This window comes from Pseudomonas sp. YA1, from assembly GCF_058680555.1.
Map to the genome: position 1 here is coordinate 135683 of NZ_JBZWBG010000004.1, position 21454 is coordinate 157136.

The window sequence follows — 21454 nt, forward strand, 5'->3', positions numbered from 1 at the left end:
TAACGCCTCTGGCGTTATTCGCCGTCGTTCAGGCATCGGCGTTACCAACCGCGTGGCCTGACGGCGGCGCTCATGCCGCTGCGAATGGCTCCTGGGCTCAGGCGGGCTGTTCGCCCTGCCAGGTATCGATCGCTTCCTGGGCCGCACGGAACGCATCGATCGCCGCCGGCACCCCGGCATAGACCGCGCAGTGCAGCAGTGCCTCGCGGATTTCCTCCACCGTGCAGCCGTTGTTCAGCGCGCCGCGCACGTGCCCCTTGAGTTCCTGCGGGCATTTCAGGGCGGTCAGGGCGGCCAGGGTGATCAGGCTGCGGGTCTTGCGCGGCAGCGCCTCGCGGGCCCAGACCGAGCCCCAGGCATGCTCGTTGACGAAGTCCTGCAATGGCTGGGTGAAGGCGGTGGCGTTGCCCATGGCGCGCTCGACGAAGGCGTCGCCCATGACTTCACGTCGGATCTCCAGGCCGGTCTTGCCTTGTTCGCTCATCGGAAGGTTCCTGTCGTGGGTAGAAGGTGGCTCAATCCAGCGACTCTATCCGAACCGGCGCCACGCCGCTGCGGATCATACCCAGGCCTTCGGCGGCCTTGCGCGATACATCGATGATCCGCCCGCGGCGGAACGGCCCGCGATCGTTGATCCGCACCACCACGCTGCGGCGGTTGTCGAGGTTGGTTACCCGCACGCGGGTACCGAACGGCAACGTGCGGTGGGCAGCGGTCATTGCGTTGGGGTTGTAGCGCTCGCCGCTGGCGGTACGCAGGCCTGCGTGGCGGCTGCCATAGTAGGAGGCTTCGCCGGTATTCGCGGAACCGCTGCCGGCGAGGCTGGAGCAGCCGGCGAGGAACAGGGGCAGGACGGCGAGGGCGAGGCGCGCGGCGGCGGATGGGTTGGGCATGGACAACAGCTCCTGGCGGACAAGAAGACGCCGGGCGAACCCGGCGTCTGGCTTTGACTCACGCTTCGAGCTTTTTCTTCAGCAACTCGTTCACCTGCTGCGGGTTGGCCTTGCCTTTCGAGGCCTTCATCGCCTGGCCGACGAAGAAGCCGAACATCTTGCCGCGCTTGGCCTCGTCGGCGGCGCGGTACTGCTCGACCTGCTCGGCGTTGGCCGCCAGCACCTCGTCGAGCATCTTCTCGATGGCGCCACTGTCGGTGACCTGCTTCAGGCCCTTGGCCTCGATGATCTGGTCGGCGGAACCCTCGCCGTTGGCCATGGCTTCGAAGACCATCTTGGCGATCTTGCCGGAGATGGTGTTGTCCTTGATGCGCAGGATCATGCCGCCCAGTTGCTCGGCGGACACCGGAGACTGCTCGATCTCCAGGCCGTCCTTGTTGAGCAGGCTGCCCAGCTCGACCATCACCCAGTTGGCCGCCAGCTTGGCGTCGCCGCAGATACCCTGGACCTTCTCGAAGTAGTCGGCCATCTCGCGGCTGGCGGACAGCACGCTGGCATCGTAGGCGGACAGGCCGTACTGGCTCTCGAAGCGTTCGCGCTTCTGCACCGGCAGTTCCGGCAGTTGCTCGCGCAGCTTCGCCAGGTACTCGGGTTCGATGACCACCGGCAGCAGGTCGGGACAGGGGAAGTAACGGTAGTCGTTGGCTTCTTCCTTGCCGCGCATGGAGCGGGTCTCGTCCTTGTTCGGGTCGTACAGGCGGGTTTCCTGGACCACCTTGCCGCCGTCCTCGATCAGCTCGATCTGGCGCTGGATCTCGTGGTTGATCGCCTTCTCGATGAAGCGGAAGGAGTTGACGTTCTTGATCTCGGCGCGGGTGCCGAATTCGGCCTGGCCCTTCGGTCGCACCGAGACGTTGCAGTCGCAGCGCAGCGAGCCCTCGGCCATGTTGCCGTCGCAGATGCCCAGGTAGCGCACCAGGGCGTGGATCGCCTTGACGTAGGCCACGGCTTCCTTGGCGCTGCGGATGTCCGGCTCGGAAACGATCTCCAGCAGCGGTGTTCCGGCGCGGTTCAGGTCGATGCCGCTCATGCCCTGGAAGTCTTCGTGCAGGCTCTTGCCGGCGTCCTCCTCCAGGTGCGCGCGGGTGATGCCGATGCGCTTGGTGGTGCCGTCTTCCAGGGTGATGTCGAGGTGGCCCTTGCCGACGATGGGATGGTCCATCTGGCTGGTCTGGTAGCCCTTCGGCAGGTCAGGGTAGAAGTAGTTCTTGCGGGCGAACACGTTCTGCCGGTCGATCCGTGCGTCGATCGCCAGGCCGAACAGGCAGGCCATGCGTACGGCCTCCTCGTTGAGCACCGGCAGGGTGCCCGGCATGGCCAGGTCGACCAGGCTGGCCTGGGTATTCGGCGCGGCGCCGAAGGCGGTCGAGCTGCCGGAGAAGATCTTCGATTGGGTGGCGAGCTGTGCGTGGATTTCCAGCCCGATCACGGTTTCCCATTGCATGTGGTGTTCCTCAATCCTTCTGTGCCTGCGCAGTCCCGCTGCCGACCCTGCGGGTCGCCCTCTCCGCGCCGGGAGAGGGGAGGGGACTGCGTGGCGTTGCCATGGCTTAGAAGCCGGCCGGGGTGCGGGTGTGCCAGTCGCTGACCTGCTGGTACTGGTGCGCGACGTTGAGCAGGCGACCTTCCTGGAAGTAGGGCGCGAGCAACTGGACACCCACCGGCAGGCCGTCGACGAAGCCGGCGGGCATGGACAGCCCCGGCAGGCCGGCGAGGTTGGCGGTGATGGTGTAGATGTCTTCCAGGTACTGGGAAACCGGGTCGTCGTTCTTCTCGCCGATCTTCCAGGCCGGGTTCGGCGTGGTCGGGCCGAGGATCACGTCCACTTCGGCAAAGGCGCTGACGAAGTCGTTCTTGATCAGCCGGCGAATCTTCTGAGCCTGCAGGTAATAGGCATCGTAGTAGCCGGCCGACAGTGCGTAGGTGCCGACCATGATGCGGTTCTTCACTTCGCTGCCGAAGCCTTCCGCGCGCGAGCGCTTGTACAGGTCTTCCAGGTTCTGCGGGGCGTCGCAACGATAGCCATAGCGCACGCCGTCGAAGCGCGACAGGTTGGAGGACGCCTCGGCCGGCGCGATCACGTAGTAGGCCGGGATGGCGTGCTGCATGTTCGGCAGGGAAATGTCCTTCACCGTGGCGCCGAGCGTCTTCAGCTCCTCGACCACGGCCAGCACCGCGTCGGCGATGCGGCTGTCGAGGCCGGCGCCGAAGTATTCCCGCGGCAGGCCGATGCGCAGGCCGCTCAGCGGCTTCTGCAGGGCGGCCAGGTAGTCGTCCACCGGCTGTTCGACGCTGGTCGAGTCCTTCGGATCGAATCCGGCCATCACCCCCAGCATCAGCGCGCAGTCCTCGGCGGTGCGCGCCAGCGGGCCGCCCTGGTCGAGGCTGGAGGCGTAGGCGATCATGCCCCAGCGGGAAACCCGGCCGTAGGTCGGCTTGATCCCGGTGAGGTTGGTCAGCGCCGCCGGCTGGCGGATCGAGCCGCCGGTATCGGTGCCGGTGGCGGCCGGCAGCAGGCGCGCGGCGACTGCCGCGGCGGAGCCGCCGGAGGAGCCGCCAGGCACACGGTCGAGGCTCCAGGGGTTGTTCACCGCGCCGTAGTGGCTGGACTGGTTCGACGAGCCCATGGCGAATTCGTCCATGTTCAGCTTGCCGAGGGTAACGGCGCCGGCGGCGGCGAGCTTCTCGACCACGGTGGCGTCGTAGGGCGAGACGAAGTTGTCGAGCATCTTCGAACCGCAGCTGGTGCGTACGCCCTGGGTGCAGAACAGGTCCTTGTGGGCGATCGGCGCGCCGAGCAGGGCGCCGTTCTCGCCGTTGGCGCGCCGTTCGTCGGCTGCCTTGGCCTGGGCGATGGCCAGGTCGTCGGTGATGCTGATGAAGCTGTTGAGCTGGGGATCCAGCTGCCGGATGCGACCGAGCAGGGTGCGGGTCAGCTCTTCGGCGGAAAATTGCTTGTCGGCGAGGGCGCGGGCGATCTCGGCGAGGGTCAATTGATGCAGCATGTGTCCGCGTCCTTATTACTCGATGACTTTCGGAACCAGGTACAGACCTTCTTCCACGGCGGGGGCGATGGTCTGGTAGGCGTCGCGGTGATCGGTCTCGGTGACCGCGTCCGGACGCAGGCGCTGGGTGGCTTCCAGCGGGTGGGCAAGCGGTTCGACGCCGCTGGTGTCGACCGCCTGCATCTGGTCGATCAGGCCGAGGATGTTGTTCAGGGTCTCGGTGGTGCGCGGAAGATCGGCCTCGCTCAGGCCCAGGCGGGCGAGATGGGCGATTTTTTCCACGTCGGAGCGTTCAAGCGCCATCGGGAGTCTCCAGCAAAAGCGGCCTTGGAAGGGCGGCGGGGCGCCATGCGTTATATAAGGCAGGGAACGGATGCCGCGGTCGGCGGTCTAATTCCGCCTGGACGGGCCTTGTGGGGCCGGGAAAAGCCTGCAATTTAGCATATTGCCCGCCTTGCCCAAAATCCCCGTCGTTGTTAGAGTTTGCCGCACTTTTTTACCCGCGTATTTTTCACCCACGCTTCGCCTAGGGTTTCTTTCCCATGTTCAAAAAATTGCGTGGCATGTTTTCCAGCGATCTGTCGATCGACCTGGGTACTGCCAATACCCTTATTTATGTGCGCGAGCGCGGCATCGTCCTGAACGAACCGTCCGTGGTCGCCATTCGCAGCCATGGCAGCCAGAAGAGCGTCGTCGCCGTGGGCACCGAGGCCAAGCGCATGCTCGGCCGTACCCCGGGCAACATCGCCGCCATCCGTCCGATGAAAGACGGCGTGATCGCGGATTTCAGCGTCTGCGAGAAGATGCTGCAGTACTTCATCAACAAGGTCCACGAAAACAGCTTCCTGCAGCCCAGCCCGCGCGTGCTGATCTGCGTACCGTGCAAGTCCACCCAGGTTGAGCGCCGGGCCATCCGCGAATCGGCCCTGGGCGCCGGCGCCCGCGAGGTGTTCCTGATCGAAGAGCCGATGGCTGCCGCCATCGGCGCCGGCCTGCCGGTCGAGGAGGCCCGCGGCTCGATGGTCGTAGACATCGGCGGCGGCACTACCGAGATCGCCCTGATTTCCCTCAACGGCGTGGTCTACGCCGAATCCGTCCGCGTCGGCGGCGACCGCTTCGACGAAGCCATCGTCACCTACGTGCGCCGCAACTACGGCAGCCTGATCGGCGAATCCACCGCCGAGCGCATCAAGCAGGAGATCGGCACCGCCTTCCCGGGCGGCGACGTTCGCGAAGTCGACGTCCGCGGCCGCAACCTGGCCGAAGGCGTACCGCGCAGCTTCACCCTGAACTCCAACGAGGTCCTCGAGGCCCTGCAGGAGTCCCTGGCGACCATCGTCCAGGCGGTCAAGAGCGCCCTCGAGCAATCGCCGCCGGAGCTGGCCTCGGATATCGCCGAGCGCGGCCTGGTGCTGACCGGCGGTGGCGCGCTGCTGCGCGACCTGGACAAGCTGCTGGCACAGGAAACCGGCCTGCCGGTGATCGTCGCCGAGGAGCCGCTCACCTGCGTGGCTCGCGGCGGTGGCCGTGCGCTGGAGATGATGGACCGCCACTCCATGGACCTGCTCTCCACCGAGTAAGGTGGCGAGCATCGTCGCCTAGGAGCGGATCATCAAACCGCTATTCTCCAAAGGCCCGTCGCTGGGCGTTCGCCTGTTGGTGCTGGCCGTGCTGTCGGTCAGCCTGATGGTGGTGGACGCCCGGTTCGACTATCTGGAGCCCGTCCGCAGCAAGCTGGGGATGGTGCTCACGCCTTTCTACGGCCTGGCGGAAATGCCGGTGCGCGCCTGGGAAGGTGTGCGCGACCAGTTCAGCAGCCGTAGCGAGCTGATCGCCGAGAACGAACGCCTCAAGGCCGAGTCCCTGCTGATGCAGCGCCGGGTGCAGAAACTCGCCGCGCTCACCGAGCAGAACGTGCGCCTGCGCGAGCTGCTCAATTCCGCCGCGCTGGTCGACGACAAGGTACTGGTCAGCGAGCTGATCGGCGTCGATCCGAACCCCTTCACCCAACGCATCATGATCGACAAGGGCGAGAACGACGGCGTCTTCGTCGGCCAGCCGGTGCTCGATGCCAGCGGCCTGATGGGCCAGGTGGTCGAGGTGATGCCCTATACCGCGCGGGTCCTGCTGCTCACCGACACCACCCACAGTATCCCGGTGCAGGTCAATCGCAACGGCCTGCGCGCCATCGCCGTCGGTACCGGCAATCCCGAGCGCCTGGAATTGCGCTACGTCGCCGACACCGCCGACATCAAGGAAGGCGACCTACTGGTCAGCTCCGGCCTGGGGCAACGCTTCCCCGCCGGCTATCCGGTGGCCACGGTCAAGGAAGTGATCCACGATTCCGGCCAGCCATTCGCCGTGGTGCGCGCGGTGCCGACCGCGAAGATGAACCGTAGCCGCTACGTGCTGCTGGTGTTCAGCGACAGCCGCACCCCGGAACAGCGCGCCAACGACGCCGCCGAGGCCCAGGAAGAGGCGGACAAGAAAGCCGCCGCCGGCGCCCAGGCGCCCCAGCCTGCCGCGCAACCGGCCGCCGCGCCGTCGCCGGCCACCCCGGCAGCCCAGGGTGCTGCGCAGCAGCCCGCCGCCGCGCCCGCGCCAGCTCCCACGCAGCCTGCCGCTCCGGCGGCCAACGGGGGACGCCGCTGATGGCTCGCGCGACTCAAGGTTCGAACAATGTCTGGGTGATCTGGCTGAGCCTGCTGGTCGGGCTGGTGCTGGCCGTAGCGCCGATGCCTACCTTCACCGAGATCGGCCGCCCGCTGTGGCTGGCGATGCTGCTGACCTACTGGGTGTTGCTGCTGCCCGAGCGCGTCGGGATGGTCACCGCCTGGCTGCTCGGCCTGGCCCAGGACGTGCTCTACGGCAACCTGCTCGGGCAGAACGCGCTGATCCTCGGCCTGATCACCTTCCTCGTGCTGTCCCTGCACCAGCGCCTGCGCATGTTCCCGGCCTGGCAGCAGTGCCTGGTGCTGGTGGTGGTCTACGGCCTGGCGCAGCTGCTCCAGCTCTGGCTCAACGCCCTGACCGGCAATCGCCCGCCGACCCTGACCTTCCTGCTCCCGGCCCTGGTCAGCGCGCTGCTCTGGCCCTGGGTGTACGCCCTGCTGCAGTTCGTCCGCCTGCGTCTCAACGTGAGGTAGGTCCGCTTCGCAGCTATGCTGCGGCGGATATCGTCATTCTTCGAAACGGGTGATCGGCGCATCGCCCGACGCGTTTCCCGGGAGCCTCCATGCCGTCGCTGTATCTCGCCTCCGCCTCGCCCCGTCGCCGTGAACTGCTGACCCAGATCGGTGTGCCGCTGTCCGTGCTCGCCACCGCTATCGACGAGTCCCCCTTGCCGAACGAAGCGCCCGCCGCCTACGTCGAGCGCCTGGCGCGCGGCAAGGCGGCCGCCGGGCTGGCTATGCTGGAAGGGCGCGGCGAGGACGGTTGTGTCCTGGGCGCGGATACTTCGGTGGTGATCGACGGGCGAATTCTCGGCAAGCCCGTGGACCAGGCCGAGGGGCTGGCCATGCTGGCTGCGCTGTCCGGGCGCGAACACCAGGTTCTCACCGCCGTGGCCCTGGCCGCCACTGGTGGCGTCGAGGCGCGGGTGGTGGAGTGCCGGGTGCGCTTCCGCCAGGTCGCTCCGGAAGAAGCGCTGCGCTACTGGCAGAGCGGCGAGCCGGCGGACAAGGCGGGCGGATATGCGATCCAGGGCCTCGGGGCGATATTCGTCAGTCGCATCGAAGGCAGTTACAGTGCGGTGGTCGGGCTGCCTTTGTGTGAAACTGCGGAACTGTTGAGGGAATTCGGCATCCCTTGCTGGCAGCCCGTGGGTGGCAACCCGCCGTAACGCCTAACGCGCCGAAATAAGGACAGTGGACGCATGAGCGAAGAGATCCTGATCAATATCACGCCGATGGAGTCGCGCGTGGCGGTGGTGGAAAACGGCGTCCTGCAGGAAGTGCATGTCGAACGCACCCAGCGGCGCGGCATCGTCGGCAATATCTACAAGGGGCGGGTGGTACGGGTACTGCCGGGGATGCAGGCGGCGTTCGTCGACATCGGCCTGGAACGTGCGGCGTTCATCCATGCCGCCGAGATATCCAATCGCGAAGGCAGCGCCGTGGAAAGCATCAGTGCCCTGGTCCATGAGGGGCAGGCGCTGGTGGTGCAGGTGACCAAGGATCCGATCGGCACCAAGGGCGCACGGCTGACCACCCACCTGTCGATTCCTTCGCGCTATCTGGTGTACATGCCGCGCACCAGTCATGTCGGGATATCCCTGCGGATCGAGGACGAAGTCGAGCGCGAGCGCCTGAAGAAGGTGGTGGCCGACTGCGTGGCGGCGGAAGGCATCGAGGGGCAGGGCGGCTTCATCCTGCGCACCGCCGCGGAAGGCGCGGGCGAGGACGAGATTCTCGCCGACATCCGCTACCTTCGCCGGCTATGGGACCAGATCGCCGCGCAGATCCAGACCGTCGGCGCGCCTTCGGTGATCTACGAAGACCTGTCCCTGGCGATCCGTACCCTGCGCGACCTGGTGAACCCGCGGATCGAGAAGATCCGCATCGACTCGCGAGAGAACTTCCAGAAGATCACTTCCTTCGTCGAAGAATTGATGCCGGAGATTTCCGATCGCCTCGAACATTACCCGGGCGAGCGACCGATCTTCGATCTTTACGGCGTCGAGGACGAAATCCAGAAAGCCCTGGAGCGCAAGGTGCTGCTGAAGTCCGGCGGCTACCTGATCGTCGATCCGACCGAGGCGATGACCACCATCGACGTGAACACCGGCGCCTTCGTCGGCCATCGCAACCTCGAGGAAACCATCTTCAAGACCAACCTCGAGGCGGCCACCGCGATCGCCCGCCAACTGCGCCTGCGCAACCTGGGCGGGATCATCATCATCGACTTCATCGACATGGAGGACGAGGAGCATCGCCGGCAGGTCCTGCGCACCCTGGAGAAGCAACTGGAGCGCGACCACGCGAAGACCAACATCATCGGCATCACCGAGTTGGGCCTGGTGCAGATGACCCGCAAGCGCACCCGCGAAAGCCTGGTGCAGATCCTCTGCGAGCCGTGCCCCTGCTGCCAGGGACGCGGCATGCTGAAGACTGCGGAAACCACCTGCTACGAGATTTTCCGCGAGATTCTCCGCGAGGCGCGTGCCTACCAGGCCGACTCCTACCTGGTGCTGGCCAACCAGAAGGTGGTGGACCGGCTGCTCGACGAGGAGTCGGGTAACGTCGCCGATCTCGAGGCGTTCATCGGCCGCACCATCAAGTTCCAGGTCGAGGCGATGTACTCGCAGGAGCAATATGACGTGGTCCTGCTCTGAGGCGTATGGCTGAAATGGCGGATGTGGGAAGCCTCGGAACGCGACTGCTACGGATCGTCCTGGGTCTGTGCGCCCTGGTACTGGTGCTGCTGGCGCTGTACGTCAGCCTTGGCCGGCAACTGGTGCCGCTGGTGGCCGAATACCGTCAGCAACTGGAGGACGAAGCTGGCAAGCAGCTCGGCATACCGGTGCGGATTGCCGAGCTGACGGGCTCCTGGCGCGGCTTCGAGCCTCTGGTGGTGGCGCGCGACATCCAGGTCGGTGACGGCGAACAGAGTCTGCGCCTGGCGCGGGTGCGGCTGGCGCCGGACCTGCTCGGCAGCCTGCTGGCGCGCCAGGTGCGGATCGGCAGCCTGGAGCTGGAGGGACTCAAGCTGACCCTGCGCGAAGGCGAGGATGGCCAGTGGAGCCTGGATGGCCTGCCGCACAGCGACAAGCCCAGCGATCCCCGGAAACTCCTGCAATTCCTGCTGCAGACCCAACGCATCTCGCTGCTGGACAGCCAACTGGAGGTGGCACCGCGGGGAAGCGCAGCGCTGTCGCTCAGCGCGGTCGGCGCGACCCTGCGCAGTTCATCGGTCGGTGGGCAGAGTCTCGATGCCCGCCTGCAACTGCCGGATGGCCAACCCCTGGCGCTGCACGCCGAAGGGCGGATCGACAGCGAGGACTGGCCGCGCAGCAGCGCCAGGGTCTATCTCAGCCTGCCGCAGAGCGACTGGGCGCAATGGTTGCCGGCCGGTCTGACCCAGGAATGGAAGATCGTTCGGGCCAAGGCCGGCGGCGACTTCTGGTTCGACTGGCGCGACGGCAAGGCGCAACGGCTGGTGGCACGGCTGCTGGCGCCGCAGTTGAAGGCGTCGTATGCCGCGCGCAAGCCGGTGGAAATCAACGACCTGGGCATGAACCTGTTCTTCGATCGCGAAGCGCAGGGCTGGAAGGTTCGGGTCGGCGACCTGGCGGCGAATTTCGGCGAGCAGCGCTGGGGCGAGGTGGAGCTGCTGTTGCGTCGCGACCAGCAGAACAACGAGCCACACTGGAAGCTGCAGGCCGACCGCGTCGACCTGACGCCCCTGGTGCCGGCGATAGAAGCGTTGGCGCCGCTGCCGGACGCGGCGGCGGAGTGGGTGGCGGGCCTGAAGCCGAAGGGCATCCTGCACAACCTGAACGCCGATTTCTGGCCGCAGCGGGAGGTGCCCGAGCGGGTCAGCTACGCGACCAACCTGGAAAAGGTCGGTATCTCGGCGTTCCATGAGGTCCCGGCAGTGGAAAATGTCAGTGGCACCTTGACCGGCACCCTGGCTGGAGGCCAGCTCGACGCATCGGCGCAGGATTTCATGCTGCACCTGGCCAAGGTGTTTCCCGAGCCGTGGCGCTACCGCGAGGCTCGCACGCGGATGTTCTGGAGCCTGGACGACCGCGCCTTCACCCTCGGCAGCCACCTGATGCGGGTCGAGGGCGAGGAGGGCCGCCTGGCCGGCGACATGCTGATCCGCCTGATGCGCGATCCCGGCGCTGAAGACTACATGGACCTCCAGGTCGGCCTCAGCGACGGCGACGCGCGCTTCACCGCCAAGTACCTGCCGACCCAGTTGCCGGGAATGAACAAAAGCCTGGCGAACTGGTTGAAGACGGCGATCCGCAGTGGCCATGTCGAGCAGGGCTACTTCCAGTGGCAGGGCTCGCTGAACCGCGGCGCGGCGGCCGAAGCCCACGTCATGAACCTCTACTTCAAGGTTCGCGACGGCGAGCTGGCCTACCAGCCCGGCTGGCCCGCCCTGAGCAAAACGGTCGGCGAGGTGTTCGTCGAGGATTCCGGAGTCCGCGTGCTGGCCTCCAGCGGGAATCTGCTGAATTCCCGGGTCAGCGACGTCAAGGTCGACATACCTCTCGGCCGGCCGGGACAGACGCCGCACCTGTATGTGGATGGCGCCGTCGACAGTAACCTGAAGGACGGCATCAAGCTGCTCCAGGAAGCGCCGATCCCGACCCGCAAGATCTTCGCCGGCTGGGAGGGCGACGGGCCCTTGCAGGGCCACCTGAAGCTGGATATTCCACTGGACCACGACGAGGCCGGCAAGACCGGGGTGGTCGTGGATTTCTCCACCATGGGCGCGACCCTGAAGATGCCCAGTCCGAAGCTGGATATGAGCGAAGTGAAGGGCGACTTCCGTTTCGACCTGGCCAAGGGCCTGAGCGCCCCGGCGGTGCAGGCCCGGGTGCTGGGCAGCGAGGTACGCGGGCGGGTCGTCGCCGAGGGGCGCGGCGATGCGCGCACGCGCTTGCTGCTCAACGGCCAGGTGGCGGTCAAGTCGCTGAGCGACTGGCTCGGCGCTGGCCAGCGTCCGTTGCCGGTCTCGGGACGCCTGCCGTTCCAGCTCAACCTGCTGCTGGATGGCAAGGACAGCCAGTTGCAGATCGATTCGGATCTCAAGGGCGCCGTCGTCGACCTGCCGGCGCCGTTCGGCAAGACGGCCGCCCAGGCGCGGCCGACCCAATGGAGGATGACCCTGGATGGCGCCGAACGGCGTTACTGGGCGCGTTACGACGGCCTCGCCAGCCTGGCCTATGCGGCCCCGGCGGACAAGCCGCTGAACGGACGCGGCGCCCTGCGCCTGGGCGGTGACCCGGCGCTGCTGCCCTCGGCACAGGGGCTGCGGGTGCGCGGGCGTCTGGCGGAACTGGACTGGGACGCCTGGCAGGCCACCCTGAAGCGCTACGGCAATGGCGACCAGGCTGCCAGTAGCGCTGCGGGCCTGCTGCGCGGCGCCGACCTGCGCATCGACAGCTTCAAGGGCTTCGGCCAGGAGCTGAAGAACCTGACCGTCGACCTGGCCCGCCAGGAGCGGGCCTGGCAACTGGTGCTGGTCAGCGACCTCGCATCGGGGCGTCTGGTCTTGCCGGATGCCAGGGGCGCGCCGATCGTGGTCGATCTGGACCGCCTGAACCTGCCGAAGTCGACCCTTCCCGACGAGAACAAGGTGGAGGATTCGGACCCGCTGGCCGCCGTCGATCCGCGCAGCCTGCCGGCGGTAGACGTGAAGATCGGCCAGGTCGCCCTCGGCGGCCAGCCGCTGGGCGCCTGGAGCCTGAAGGTACGGCCGGGCAGCAACGGCGTGGCGTTCAACGACCTGGACCTCGACCTGCGTGGCCTGCACGTCAATGGCAGCCTGCGCTGGGACGGCAGTCCGGGCAATACCCGCAGCACCTACCAGGGACGGATCGAGGGCAAGAACCTGGCGGATGTGCTCAAGGCCTGGAATTTCGCGCCGAGCGCCACCAGCGAACGTTTCCGCATGGATATCAACGGCCAGTGGCCGGGATCGCCGGCCTACATGGCTCTGAAGCGCTTCAGCGGCAGCATGGATGCATCGCTGCGCAAGGGGCAGTTCGTCGAGGTCGAAGGCAGCGCCCAGGCGCTGCGAGTGTTCGGCCTGCTCAATTTCAACGCGATCAACCGCCGGCTGCGCCTGGACTTCTCGGACATCCTCGGCAAGGGACTGAGCTATGACCGGGTGAAGGGGGTTCTCTCCGCCACCGACGGCGTCTACATCACCCGCGAGCCGCTGAAGCTGGAAGGGCCGTCGAGCAACCTGGAGTTGAACGGTACCCTGGACCTGGCTCACGATCGGGTCGACGCCAAGCTGCTGGTGACCTTGCCATTGACCAACAACCTGACCCTGGCGGCACTGATAGTCGGCGGTCCGGCGGTCGGTGGCGCGGTCTTCGTCGTCGACAAGCTGCTCGGCGACCGGGTCTCGCGCTTCGCCAGCGTGCAATACAGCGTCAAGGGCCCCTGGCAGGATCCGAAGATCAGCTTCGACAAGCCATTCGAGAAGCCCCGCTGAGCGGCGCCCGGTGCCGCGACGCGGCGCTTTCGTCCGCGAGGAGGAAATCATGTCCATTGCCGTGATCCAGATGGTCAGCCAGGACGACGTGACGGCCAACCTGGCCGCCGCCCGTCGCCTGCTGGAACAGGCCGCCGAGGGTGGGGCGCGGCTCGCCGTGTTGCCGGAAAACTTCGCCGCCATGGGCCGGCGCGACCTGGCCGAACTGGGGCGCGCCGAGGCGCGGGGGAACGGGCCGATCCTGTCGTGGTTGAATTCCGCCGCTCGCGACCTCAGGTTGTGGATAGTCGCTGGAACGCTGCCGCTGCCGCCGGATGGGCAACCCGAGGCGAAGGCGAATGCCTGTTCGCTGCTGATCGACGAGCATGGAGAACGGGTTGCCCGCTACGACAAGCTGCACCTGTTCGATGTGGACGTAGCCGATGCGCGGGGCCGCTATCGTGAATCCGACGACTATGCTTTCGGTCAGAAGATCGTGGTGGCGGATACGCCGGTCGGTCGCCTCGGCCTGACGGTCTGCTACGACCTGCGTTTTCCGGAACTCTATACCGCGCTGCGCGAGGCCGGCGCAGAGCTGATCACGGCGCCGTCGGCGTTCACCGCGGTGACTGGCGCGGCGCACTGGCAGGTGCTGGTCCGCGCCCGCGCCATCGAGACCCAGTGCTACCTGCTGGCGGCCGGACAGGGTGGCGTCCACCCACGGGGCCGGGAGACGTTCGGCCATTCGGCCATCGTCGATCCCTGGGGCCGGGTCCTGGCCGAGCGGCCGCAGGGCGAAGCGGTGCTGCTGGCGGCGCGCGACGCCGCAGAACAGGCGGATATCCGCCGGCGCATGCCGGTGGTGGCGCACAGACGATTTTTCCCGCCGGCCGAACCGCGGCCGGCGCGTACGGAGTGAATATGAGCGAGTTGTTGTCATCCGTCAGCCAGCAGTTGCTGGCCCCCGGTGGTCTGGAGCTGGACAGCCTGCCCGGCATTCTTCATGAACTGAACGGCCCGGGCATCGATGCCGCCGACCTGTATTTCCAGAGCCAGGTCTCCGAGTCGTGGATGCTCGAGGACGGCATCGTCAAGGAAGGCAGCTTCAATCTCGACCAGGGCGTCGGGGTACGCGCGCAGTCGGGCGAGAAGACCGGCTTCGCCTATAGCAATGCGATCACCGCCGAGGCGTTGAAACAGGCCGCGGTGGCGGCCCGTTCGATTTCCCGTGCGGGACAGAACGGCAGTGTGCAGGCGTTCAAGGCCGTGGTGCCGGCTCGCCTGTACGCCGGCGAGAACCCGCTGGACGTGCTCAGCCGTGCCGAGAAGGTCGAGTTGCTGAAGCAGATCGACGCCGCTACCCGTGCGCTCGATCCCCGCATCCAGCAGGTCACGGTGAGCATGGCCGGCGTCTGGGAGCAGATCCTGGTAGCGGCCAGCGACGGTTCGCTGGCCGCCGACATTCGTCCGCTGGTGCGTTTCAACGTCAGCGTGATCGTCGAACAGAACGGCCGACGCGAACGCGGCGGCCACGGCGGCGGCGGTCGCACCGACTATCGCTATTTCCTCCAGGAAGATCGTGCCATGGGCTACGCCCGCGAGGCCCTGCGTCAGGCGCTGGTCAACCTCGAGGCGATTCCCGCGCCGGCCGGCACCCTGCCGGTGGTGATGGGCGCGGGTTGGTCCGGGGTCCTGCTCCACGAAGCGGTCGGCCACGGCCTGGAGGGCGACTTCAACCGCAAGGGCAGCTCCGCCTACAGCGGCCGGATCGGCGAAAAGGTCGCCTCGAGCCTGTGCACCATCGTCGACGACGGCACCCTGGCCGGGCGTCGCGGCTCGCTGAGCGTGGATGACGAAGGCACGCCGAGCAACTGCAACGTGCTGATCGAGAACGGCGTGCTCAAGGGCTACATGCAGGACAAGCTCAACGCCCGCCTGATGGGCGTGGCGCGCACCGGTAACGGCCGCCGCGAGTCCTACGCGCACCTGCCGATGCCACGCATGACCAACACCTACATGCTGGCCGGCGAGAGCGATCCGCAGGAAATCATCGCCTCGGTGGAGAAGGGTATCTACTGCGCCAACCTCGGCGGTGGCCAGGTCGATATCACCAGCGGCAAGTTCGTGTTCTCCACCAGCGAGGCCTACCTGATCGAGAACGGCAGGATCACCACCCCGGTGAAAGGCGCCACTCTGATCGGCAACGGTCCGGAAGCGATGAGCCGGGTATCCATGGTCGGCAACGACCTGGCCCTGGACAGTGGCGTGGGAACCTGCGGGAAGGACGGTCAGTCGGTGCCGGTCGGCGTCGGCCAGCCGACCCTGAAGATCGATGCGATCACCGTCGGCGGCACCGGCGCCTGAGGCATGGCCCGGGCGCCGGCGCGGCGAAACCTAGCGCAGGCCGCGCTTGGTTTCGTCCAGTTCGCGGATGTACTTGAACACTTTGCGTGCGGCGGCCGGCGGTTTGTTGTGCGCGGCCTCGTGCTGGGCGTGGCGGACCAGCCCGCGCAGGTGCTGGCGATCGCACTCGGGGAACTCCCCGACGAAGGCGTCGAGCGCTGCGTCGCCGCCGGCGATCAACTGGTCGCGCCAACGTTCGAGGGCATGGAAACGTTCGTTGTACTGGCGGGTGGAGGAGTCCACCTGGTCGATGAGGGCGACGATGGCGTCCACGTCCTGGTCGCGCATCAGTTTGCCGATGTACTGGATATGCCGTTTGCGGGCGATGTGCGCCTTGTGCTTCGGCGCCTCGAGCAGCGCCTTGCGTAGCGGGTCGGTGAGCGGCAGGCGCTCCAGCAACTGCGGTTGCAGGGTGGTCAGGCGCTCGCCGAGGTCCTGCAGGGCATGCAGCTCGCGTTTGATCTGCGACTTGCTCTTCTCTTCGAATTGCGAGTCGTCGTCGTGAAATTCAGCCATGGTGGTGGTCCAGTGGAAAACGCCGCCATGATAACGAGTCAGGGGCCGCTTGTCCGGCCCGGCCGCGTGGGCGGCCACGTCAACAGGAGAGTCAACAGATGAGTCTACATGCCGCGGCAGTCGGTCCCTCCGTGCTTCCGGACCTTCGCGAGCAGGTCGAGCAGATCATCGCCGAGGCTCGCCGCCAGGGCGCCAGTGCCTGCGAAGTGGCGGTGTCGCTGGAGCAGGGCCTGTCCACCAGCGTGCGCCAGGGCGAGGTGGAAACCGTCGAGTTCAACCGTGACCAAGGTTTCGGCATCACCCTCTACGCAGGCCAGCGCAAGGGCTCGGCGAGCACCTCGGCGACCGGCGAGGCGGCCATCCGCGAGACGGTGGCGGCGGCGCTGGCGATCGCCCGCCATACCTCCGAGGACGAATGCGCCGGTCTCGCCGATGCCGCGTTGATGGCCCGCGAGTTGCCCGAGCTGGACCTCTATCATCCATGGAGCCTGAGTCCCGAGCAGGCCGTGGAACGTGCCCTGGCTTGCGAGGCAGCGGCGTTCGCCGCCGACAAGCGGGTGACCAAGGCCGACGGCACCACCCTGAATACCCACCAGGGCTGCCGGGTATACGGTAATAGCCACGGTTTCATCGGTGGTTACGCCAGCACCCGGCACAGCCTCAGCTGCGTGATGATCGCCGAGGGCGAAGGACAGATGCAGCGTGACTATTGGTATGACGTCAACCGCCGTGGCGAGGCCTTGGCCAGCGCCGAGTCGATCGGCCGGCGCGCCGCCGAGCGCGCCGCCAGCCGACTGGGCGCGCGGCCGGTGCAGACCGCCGAAGTGCCGGTGCTGTTCGCTCCGGAAATCGCTGTTGGCCTGTTCGGCCATTTCCTCGGGGCGATCTCAGGCGGCAGCCTGTATCGCAAGTCATCCTTCCTCGAAGGCGCGCTGGGCCAGCGCCTGTTTCCCGAGTGGTTGAGCATCGACGAGCGGCCGCACCTGGTCGGCGCGCTCGGCAGCGCCAGCTTCGATAGCGACGGCCTGGCGACCTACGCCAAGCCATTCGTCGAGAACGGCGAGCTGGTGTCCTATGTCCTGGGCACCTATTCCGGGCGCAAGCTCGGTCTGCCGAGCACGGCCAACGCCGGCGGCGTGCATAACCTGTTCGTCAGCCATGGCGACGAGGACCAGGCCGCTCTCATACGCCGGATGGGGCGTGGCCTGCTGGTCACCGAGTTGATGGGGCAGGGCGTCAACCTGGTGACCGGCGATTATTCCCGCGGCGCCGCCGGCTACTGGGTCGAGAACGGCGAGATCCAGTTCCCGGTCCAGGAAGTCACCATCGCCGCCAACCTGCGCGACCTGTTCCGCCGTATCGTCGCGGTCGGCAAGGACATCGAACGGCGCGGCAACCTGCATACCGGTTCTGTACTGGTCGAGTCGATGATGGTGGCCGGGCGCTGAGGCCGGGTTTCCCTCTGTAGAACGCCAGCGCTCGTCGCTGGCGTTTTCGTTTCCGCCTGTTCGATTGTCCGCCTCTATGGGGACCATGCTTGTCTTTTGCCAAGAAGAAAACAATAATCAATCTCATTATCGTCTGGTGAGGTTGCCATGTCCTTCGAGGCGCACGACCCGCAAGCATTGGATCACTGGTACTGGCTGGGCACGCAGATCCGCTGCGCGCTCGATCCCGACGAACCGCGCCTGCTCGACCAGTACCTCGGCGAGGCGCGCTATCTCGCCGGTTGGGAAGGTGTGGCCGCCTGGCCGCTGTTCGAGAAAGCCTACAACCTCCTGCTCGATACCGGTCGCGATCCGATATTGCCCTGGCACTGGCGCAGCCTCTGCCTCGACTACGCCTACCGGCCCCTCTGCGAACTTCAGCGATTGACCACCAACGGCAGCCAGCGGCGACGGCTGCGCCAGCTCTCCGTACGAATGGCCAGGCAGGACCTGGCGCCGTCGATGAGCTTCGATCACCCGCAACAAGGAAACCAAGATGACTGACACCCGCATCGAACGCGACAGCATGGGCGAACTGGCGGTCCCGGCGACCGCCCTCTATGGCGCCCAGACCCAGCGCGCGGTGAACAACTTCCCGGTCAGCGGCCAGCGCATGCCCCAGGCCTTCGTCCGCGCCCTGCTGCTGGCCAAGGCCGCGGCGGCGCGGGCGAACGTCTCCCTGCAGCAACTGGATGCACCGATGGGCGAGGCGATCGCCGAGACCTGCCTGGAGTTGCTGCAAGAGGATTTCATGCAGCATTTCCCGGTGGATGTGTTCCAGACCGGCTCCGGCACCAGTTCCAACATGAACGCCAACGAAGTGGTGGCGACCCTGGCCAGTCGCCGCCTGGGCGGCAAGGTCAATCCGAACGACCATGTGAACTGCGGGCAGAGCAGCAACGACATCATCCCCTCGACCATCCACATCAGTGCCGCCCTCGAGATCAGCGAACGCCTGCTGCCGGCGCTGCGCCACCTGGAGCAGACTATCCAGAGCAAGGCCGGCGAAGTGCATGCCTATGTGAAGACCGGCCGCACCCACCTGATGGATGCGATGCCGGTACGCATGAGCCAGGTGCTCGGTGGCTGGGCGCAGCAGGTGCGACAGGCCGGCGTGCACATCGAGAGCGTACTTCCTGCCTTGCAGCAGTTGGCACAGGGCGGCACCGCGGTGGGCACCGGGATCAACGCCCATCCGCGGTTCGCCGAACGTTTCAGCCAGGAGCTGAACGACCTGACCGGGTTGGCGTTCCGCCCCGGCGACGACTTCTTCGCCCTGATCGGTTCGCAGGACACGGCGGTCGCTGCGTCCGGCCAGTTGAAGACCCTGGCCGTGACCCTGATGAAGCTGGCCAACGACCTGCGCTGGATGAACTCCGGGCCGCTTGCCGGGCTCGGCGAGATCGAGCTGGAAGCGCTGCAACCAGGCTCCTCGATCATGCCCGGCAAGGTCAACCCGGTGATCCCGGAGGCCACCGCGATGGTCGCCGCCCAGGTGATCGGCAATGACGCCGCCATTGCCGTCGCCGGCCAATCGGGCAACTTCGAACTGAACGTGATGCTGCCGCTGGTGGCGGACAACCTGTTGCACAGCATCCAGTTGCTGGCCAACGTCAGCCGGCTGCTGGCGGACAAGGCCATCGCCAGCTTCAAGGTCAACCAGGGCAAGCTCAGCGAGGCGTTGGCGCGCAACCCGATCCTGGTCACTGCGCTGAACCCGATCATCGGCTACCAGAAGGCTGCGGAAATCGCCAAGCAGGCCTATCGCGAGGGACGGCCGATCATCGATGTGGCGCTGGAAAACACCGATCTGGACCGTGCGCGCCTGGAGGTGTTGCTGGATCCGGAAAAACTCACGGCTGGCGGCCTCTGAGGCCGCCCCACCACTGGAGGTACCGCCATGCGTCATTGGCAACGAACGATCGAACAGGGCAACCGCTGTTTCGTCACCGGCGCATTGATCGATGCGCGTGAGCACTACCTCCATGCCCTGGCCCTGGCCCAGGTGCTGCTGGAACGCTGGGGCGACGTCGACGAGGCGGTGATGGCGTTCGTCATTTCCCATCACAACCTGGCCGACTTGCACCTGCAACTGGAGCAACCGGAGGAAACCGCCGAATACCTCTGCGCCTGCCACGAGCGCCTGTTGCGGGTCAGCGCCGACCAGAAGCTGCCGCTGGCCCTGCGCCAGGCGGCCCAGCATCACAGCCGGCGCACCTATGTCGAACTGCTGTCGTTCATCGGCGAACACGGTGCCTATCCGCGCACCGAACGCCTGCTCAAGGGACCGCCGAACGCGGAGGTCCGACCCGAGTTCCTCGCTCCGCCCCCCTCACTTCGCTATCACTGACGGAGAGTTTCCATGCCCCACGCCTTGCCGCCCTTGCCCTACGCCTACGATGCCCTGGAACCGCACATCGATGCGCTGACCATGGAGATCCACCACAGCAAGCACCACCAGACCTATGTGAACAACCTGAACGCCGCGCTGGAAGGCACGCCCTATGCCGAGCAGCCGGTGGAAAGCCTGCTGCGGCAACTGGCTGGTCTGCCGGAGAAGCTGCGCACCCCGGTTGTCAACAATGGCGGTGGGCATGCCAACCACTCGCTGTTCTGGACCGTGATGTCGCCCCAGGGCGGTGGCCGTCCCGATGGCGACCTGGGGCGGGCCATCGATGAGCAGCTCGGGGGCTTCGAGGCGTTCAAGGATGCGTTCACCAAGGCCGCGCTGACCCGCTTCGGCAGCGGCTGGGCCTGGCTCAGCGTGACTCCCCAGGGCAGCTTGCTGGTGGAGAGCAGCGGCAACCAGGACAGCCCGCTGATGAACGGCAATACGCCGATCCTCGGCCTGGACGTATGGGAGCACGCCTATTACCTGAAGTACCAGAACCGCCGCCCGGAATACATCGGCGCTTTCTACAACGTGATCGACTGGCGGGAGGTCGCGCGTCGCTATGCGCAAGCCCTGGCCTAATGCTACCCGTGATGCGAGATGGCTGGCCGGCAGCCTGGCGGTGCAGCGATGAAGGCATTGCTCCATGGCATCGCCGAAGGTAACGGGCGGACGCTGCGCAACCTGCTGGGCCTGCTGATCTTCATCGGCGGCGGCTACCTGCTCGGCCGCCACGCGCTGTTGCTGGCCGAACTCAACCTGCCGGCGCCCATCGTGCTGGCGTTGAAAGGCGGCCTGCTCTGCGCCTTCGGTACCGCTCTCGGGGCGATGCCGGTGCTGGTGGTGAAGACCATGCCGGCGCGCCTGTCGGATGCGCTGCTGGGCTTCGGTGCCGGCGTGATGCTCTCGGCGACGGCCTTCTCGTTGATCATGCCGGCGCTATCCGCGGCCGGCGACCTCGGCTACTCGAAGTTCGGCGCGGGGTTCCTGGTCAGCTTCGGCCTGGCGGTCGGCGTGATGGGGCTGTTCATCCTCGGCCGGCTGATGCCGGACGTCCATCCCGGTTGCGAGGGTGCGCCACTGTCCGGTGGCATTCCCCCGCGCATCCTGCTGTTCGTCACGGCCATCGTCCTGCACAACATCCCCGAAGGCATGGCGGTTGGCGTGTCGGCCGGTGCCGGCCTGGACGAGGCCAACGGCCTCGCCCTGGGCATCGCTCTGCAGGATGTGCCGGAAGGGCTGGTGGTGGCGCTGGTGCTGGCCGGAGTCGGTATGTCGCGTTTCAAGGCGATGCTGGTCGGTGCCGCGTCGGGCCTGGTCGAGCCGCTGTTCGCGGTGCTCTGCGCCTGGCTGGTCGGCCTCTCCGCGCTGCTCCTGCCCTGGGGGCTGGCCGCCGCCGCGGGAGCGATGCTCTTCGTGGTCACCCACGAGATCATTCCCGAGTCCCACCGCCAGGGACATGCCGCCGAGGCTACGCTGGGCCTGGTGTTCGGCTTCTGCCTGATGATGGTGCTGGATACCGCGTTGGGCTAGGGGACTCAT

Annotated in this window: 20 protein-coding genes; 14 read left to right on the forward strand and 6 right to left on the reverse strand. The window is 66.7% G+C overall.

The features are described 5' to 3' along the window. Positions 1 to 97 precede the first annotated feature (97 nt). From AC4OR5_RS06960 to gatC, 5 genes are all read right to left on the reverse strand, one after another. A complete protein-coding gene (locus tag AC4OR5_RS06960) occupies positions 98 to 484 on the reverse strand; it encodes a carboxymuconolactone decarboxylase family protein (RefSeq protein ID WP_003094405.1) in 387 nt (128 codons plus the stop codon). A 31-nt stretch (positions 485 to 515) separates the two neighbouring features. Continuing rightward, positions 516 to 893: a septal ring lytic transglycosylase RlpA family protein gene (locus AC4OR5_RS06965; protein WP_058161100.1), complete on the reverse strand. Its 378-nt coding sequence runs from the start codon at positions 891 to 893 to the stop codon at positions 516 to 518. 58 nt (positions 894 to 951) lie between these two features. After that, entirely contained in the window at positions 952 to 2412 is a 1461-nt protein-coding gene (gene gatB / locus AC4OR5_RS06970) for an Asp-tRNA(Asn)/Glu-tRNA(Gln) amidotransferase subunit GatB (RefSeq protein ID WP_071536084.1), read from the reverse strand. A 91-nt stretch (positions 2413 to 2503) separates the two neighbouring features. Beyond that, positions 2504 to 3958, reverse strand: coding sequence for an Asp-tRNA(Asn)/Glu-tRNA(Gln) amidotransferase subunit GatA (gatA, locus tag AC4OR5_RS06975; RefSeq protein WP_003094399.1), 1455 nt, complete (start codon positions 3956 to 3958; stop codon positions 2504 to 2506). 15 nt (positions 3959 to 3973) lie between these two features. Then, complete coding sequence (gatC, locus tag AC4OR5_RS06980; RefSeq protein WP_003094397.1) at positions 3974 to 4261, reverse strand: Asp-tRNA(Asn)/Glu-tRNA(Gln) amidotransferase subunit GatC; 288 nt, start codon at positions 4259 to 4261, stop codon at positions 3974 to 3976. Positions 4262 to 4500: 239 nt separating this feature from the next. Here gatC and mreB point away from each other — a divergent pair, with 239 nt between their 5' ends. From mreB to tldD, 8 genes are all read left to right on the forward strand, one after another. Continuing rightward, entirely contained in the window at positions 4501 to 5538 is a 1038-nt protein-coding gene (mreB, locus tag AC4OR5_RS06985; RefSeq protein WP_003094393.1) for a rod shape-determining protein MreB, read from the forward strand. A 31-nt stretch (positions 5539 to 5569) separates the two neighbouring features. Next, positions 5570 to 6610: a rod shape-determining protein MreC gene (gene mreC, locus AC4OR5_RS06990; protein WP_071533941.1), complete on the forward strand. Its 1041-nt coding sequence runs from the start codon at positions 5570 to 5572 to the stop codon at positions 6608 to 6610. Further along, positions 6610 to 7104, forward strand: a complete 495-nt coding sequence (gene mreD, locus AC4OR5_RS06995) for a rod shape-determining protein MreD (RefSeq protein ID WP_003094389.1) — start codon at positions 6610 to 6612, stop codon at positions 7102 to 7104. Before mreC ends, mreD begins: the two co-directional genes overlap by 1 nt. A gap of 89 nt (positions 7105 to 7193) precedes the next feature. Further along, positions 7194 to 7799, forward strand: coding sequence for a Maf family protein (locus AC4OR5_RS07000; protein ID WP_023107821.1), 606 nt, complete (start codon positions 7194 to 7196; stop codon positions 7797 to 7799). Between the two features lie 33 nt (positions 7800 to 7832). Further along, the gene (gene rng / locus AC4OR5_RS07005) at positions 7833 to 9290 is read left to right on the forward strand and encodes a ribonuclease G (RefSeq protein ID WP_003094386.1); all 1458 of its coding nucleotides are present in this window, start codon (positions 7833 to 7835) and stop codon (positions 9288 to 9290) included. A gap of 14 nt (positions 9291 to 9304) precedes the next feature. After that, on the forward strand, positions 9305 to 13135 hold the full coding sequence (locus tag AC4OR5_RS07010) for a YhdP family protein (RefSeq protein ID WP_058161158.1): 3831 nt from the start codon (positions 9305 to 9307) through the stop codon (positions 13133 to 13135). A gap of 49 nt (positions 13136 to 13184) precedes the next feature. Further along, the gene (locus AC4OR5_RS07015) at positions 13185 to 14033 is read left to right on the forward strand and encodes a carbon-nitrogen hydrolase family protein (RefSeq protein ID WP_003141315.1); all 849 of its coding nucleotides are present in this window, start codon (positions 13185 to 13187) and stop codon (positions 14031 to 14033) included. 2 nt (positions 14034 to 14035) lie between these two features. Beyond that, on the forward strand, positions 14036 to 15478 hold the full coding sequence (gene tldD, locus AC4OR5_RS07020; RefSeq protein ID WP_003134783.1) for a metalloprotease TldD: 1443 nt from the start codon (positions 14036 to 14038) through the stop codon (positions 15476 to 15478). A 30-nt stretch (positions 15479 to 15508) separates the two neighbouring features. Here tldD and yjgA read toward each other — a convergent pair whose 3' ends face one another. Beyond that, entirely contained in the window at positions 15509 to 16033 is a 525-nt protein-coding gene (yjgA, locus tag AC4OR5_RS07025) for a ribosome biogenesis factor YjgA (protein WP_003094378.1), read from the reverse strand. 98 nt (positions 16034 to 16131) lie between these two features. Here yjgA and pmbA point away from each other — a divergent pair, with 98 nt between their 5' ends. From pmbA to AC4OR5_RS07055, 6 genes are all read left to right on the forward strand, one after another. Further along, positions 16132 to 17481: a metalloprotease PmbA gene (gene pmbA / locus AC4OR5_RS07030; protein ID WP_003110024.1), complete on the forward strand. Its 1350-nt coding sequence runs from the start codon at positions 16132 to 16134 to the stop codon at positions 17479 to 17481. Positions 17482 to 17628: 147 nt separating this feature from the next. After that, the gene (locus AC4OR5_RS07035) at positions 17629 to 18024 is read left to right on the forward strand and encodes a hypothetical protein (RefSeq protein WP_003094374.1); all 396 of its coding nucleotides are present in this window, start codon (positions 17629 to 17631) and stop codon (positions 18022 to 18024) included. Next, the gene (fumC, locus tag AC4OR5_RS07040; protein WP_058161102.1) at positions 18017 to 19393 is read left to right on the forward strand and encodes a class II fumarate hydratase FumC; all 1377 of its coding nucleotides are present in this window, start codon (positions 18017 to 18019) and stop codon (positions 19391 to 19393) included. Before AC4OR5_RS07035 ends, fumC begins: the two co-directional genes overlap by 8 nt. 27 nt (positions 19394 to 19420) lie before the next feature. After that, positions 19421 to 19870 (forward strand): DUF2753 family protein, encoded by a 450-nt coding sequence (locus AC4OR5_RS07045; RefSeq protein WP_034026605.1) that lies wholly within the window; start codon positions 19421 to 19423, stop codon positions 19868 to 19870. A 12-nt stretch (positions 19871 to 19882) separates the two neighbouring features. Beyond that, positions 19883 to 20494, forward strand: coding sequence for a superoxide dismutase (locus AC4OR5_RS07050; RefSeq protein WP_003098862.1), 612 nt, complete (start codon positions 19883 to 19885; stop codon positions 20492 to 20494). An 18-nt stretch (positions 20495 to 20512) separates the two neighbouring features. Further along, on the forward strand, positions 20513 to 21445 hold the full coding sequence (locus AC4OR5_RS07055) for a ZIP family metal transporter (protein WP_003120918.1): 933 nt from the start codon (positions 20513 to 20515) through the stop codon (positions 21443 to 21445). Positions 21446 to 21454: the final 9 nt, after the last annotated feature.

Excerpts from the sequence above, each read along its gene's own strand:
- AC4OR5_RS06960 (WP_003094405.1), bottom strand. The coding sequence starts at position 484 with ATGAGCGAACAAGGCAAGACCGGCCTGGAGATCCGACGTGAAGTCATG.
- AC4OR5_RS06965 (WP_058161100.1), bottom strand. The coding sequence starts at position 893 with ATGCCCAACCCATCCGCCGCCGCGCGCCTCGCCCTCGCCGTCCTGCCC.
- gatA (WP_003094399.1), bottom strand. The coding sequence starts at position 3,958 with ATGCTGCATCAATTGACCCTCGCCGAGATCGCCCGCGCCCTCGCCGAC.
- gatC (WP_003094397.1), bottom strand. The coding sequence starts at position 4,261 with ATGGCGCTTGAACGCTCCGACGTGGAAAAAATCGCCCATCTCGCCCGC.
- mreB (WP_003094393.1), top strand. The coding sequence starts at position 4,501 with ATGTTCAAAAAATTGCGTGGCATGTTTTCCAGCGATCTGTCGATCGAC.
- mreD (WP_003094389.1), top strand. The coding sequence starts at position 6,610 with ATGGCTCGCGCGACTCAAGGTTCGAACAATGTCTGGGTGATCTGGCTG.
- AC4OR5_RS07000 (WP_023107821.1), top strand. The coding sequence starts at position 7,194 with ATGCCGTCGCTGTATCTCGCCTCCGCCTCGCCCCGTCGCCGTGAACTG.
- rng (WP_003094386.1), top strand. The coding sequence starts at position 7,833 with ATGAGCGAAGAGATCCTGATCAATATCACGCCGATGGAGTCGCGCGTG.
- AC4OR5_RS07010 (WP_058161158.1), top strand. The coding sequence starts at position 9,305 with ATGGCGGATGTGGGAAGCCTCGGAACGCGACTGCTACGGATCGTCCTG.
- AC4OR5_RS07015 (WP_003141315.1), top strand. The coding sequence starts at position 13,185 with ATGTCCATTGCCGTGATCCAGATGGTCAGCCAGGACGACGTGACGGCC.
- tldD (WP_003134783.1), top strand. The coding sequence starts at position 14,036 with ATGAGCGAGTTGTTGTCATCCGTCAGCCAGCAGTTGCTGGCCCCCGGT.
- yjgA (WP_003094378.1), bottom strand. The coding sequence starts at position 16,033 with ATGGCTGAATTTCACGACGACGACTCGCAATTCGAAGAGAAGAGCAAG.
- pmbA (WP_003110024.1), top strand. The coding sequence starts at position 16,132 with ATGAGTCTACATGCCGCGGCAGTCGGTCCCTCCGTGCTTCCGGACCTT.
- AC4OR5_RS07035 (WP_003094374.1), top strand. The coding sequence starts at position 17,629 with ATGTCCTTCGAGGCGCACGACCCGCAAGCATTGGATCACTGGTACTGG.
- fumC (WP_058161102.1), top strand. The coding sequence starts at position 18,017 with ATGACTGACACCCGCATCGAACGCGACAGCATGGGCGAACTGGCGGTC.
- AC4OR5_RS07045 (WP_034026605.1), top strand. The coding sequence starts at position 19,421 with ATGCGTCATTGGCAACGAACGATCGAACAGGGCAACCGCTGTTTCGTC.
- AC4OR5_RS07050 (WP_003098862.1), top strand. The coding sequence starts at position 19,883 with ATGCCCCACGCCTTGCCGCCCTTGCCCTACGCCTACGATGCCCTGGAA.
- AC4OR5_RS07055 (WP_003120918.1), top strand. The coding sequence starts at position 20,513 with ATGGCTGGCCGGCAGCCTGGCGGTGCAGCGATGAAGGCATTGCTCCAT.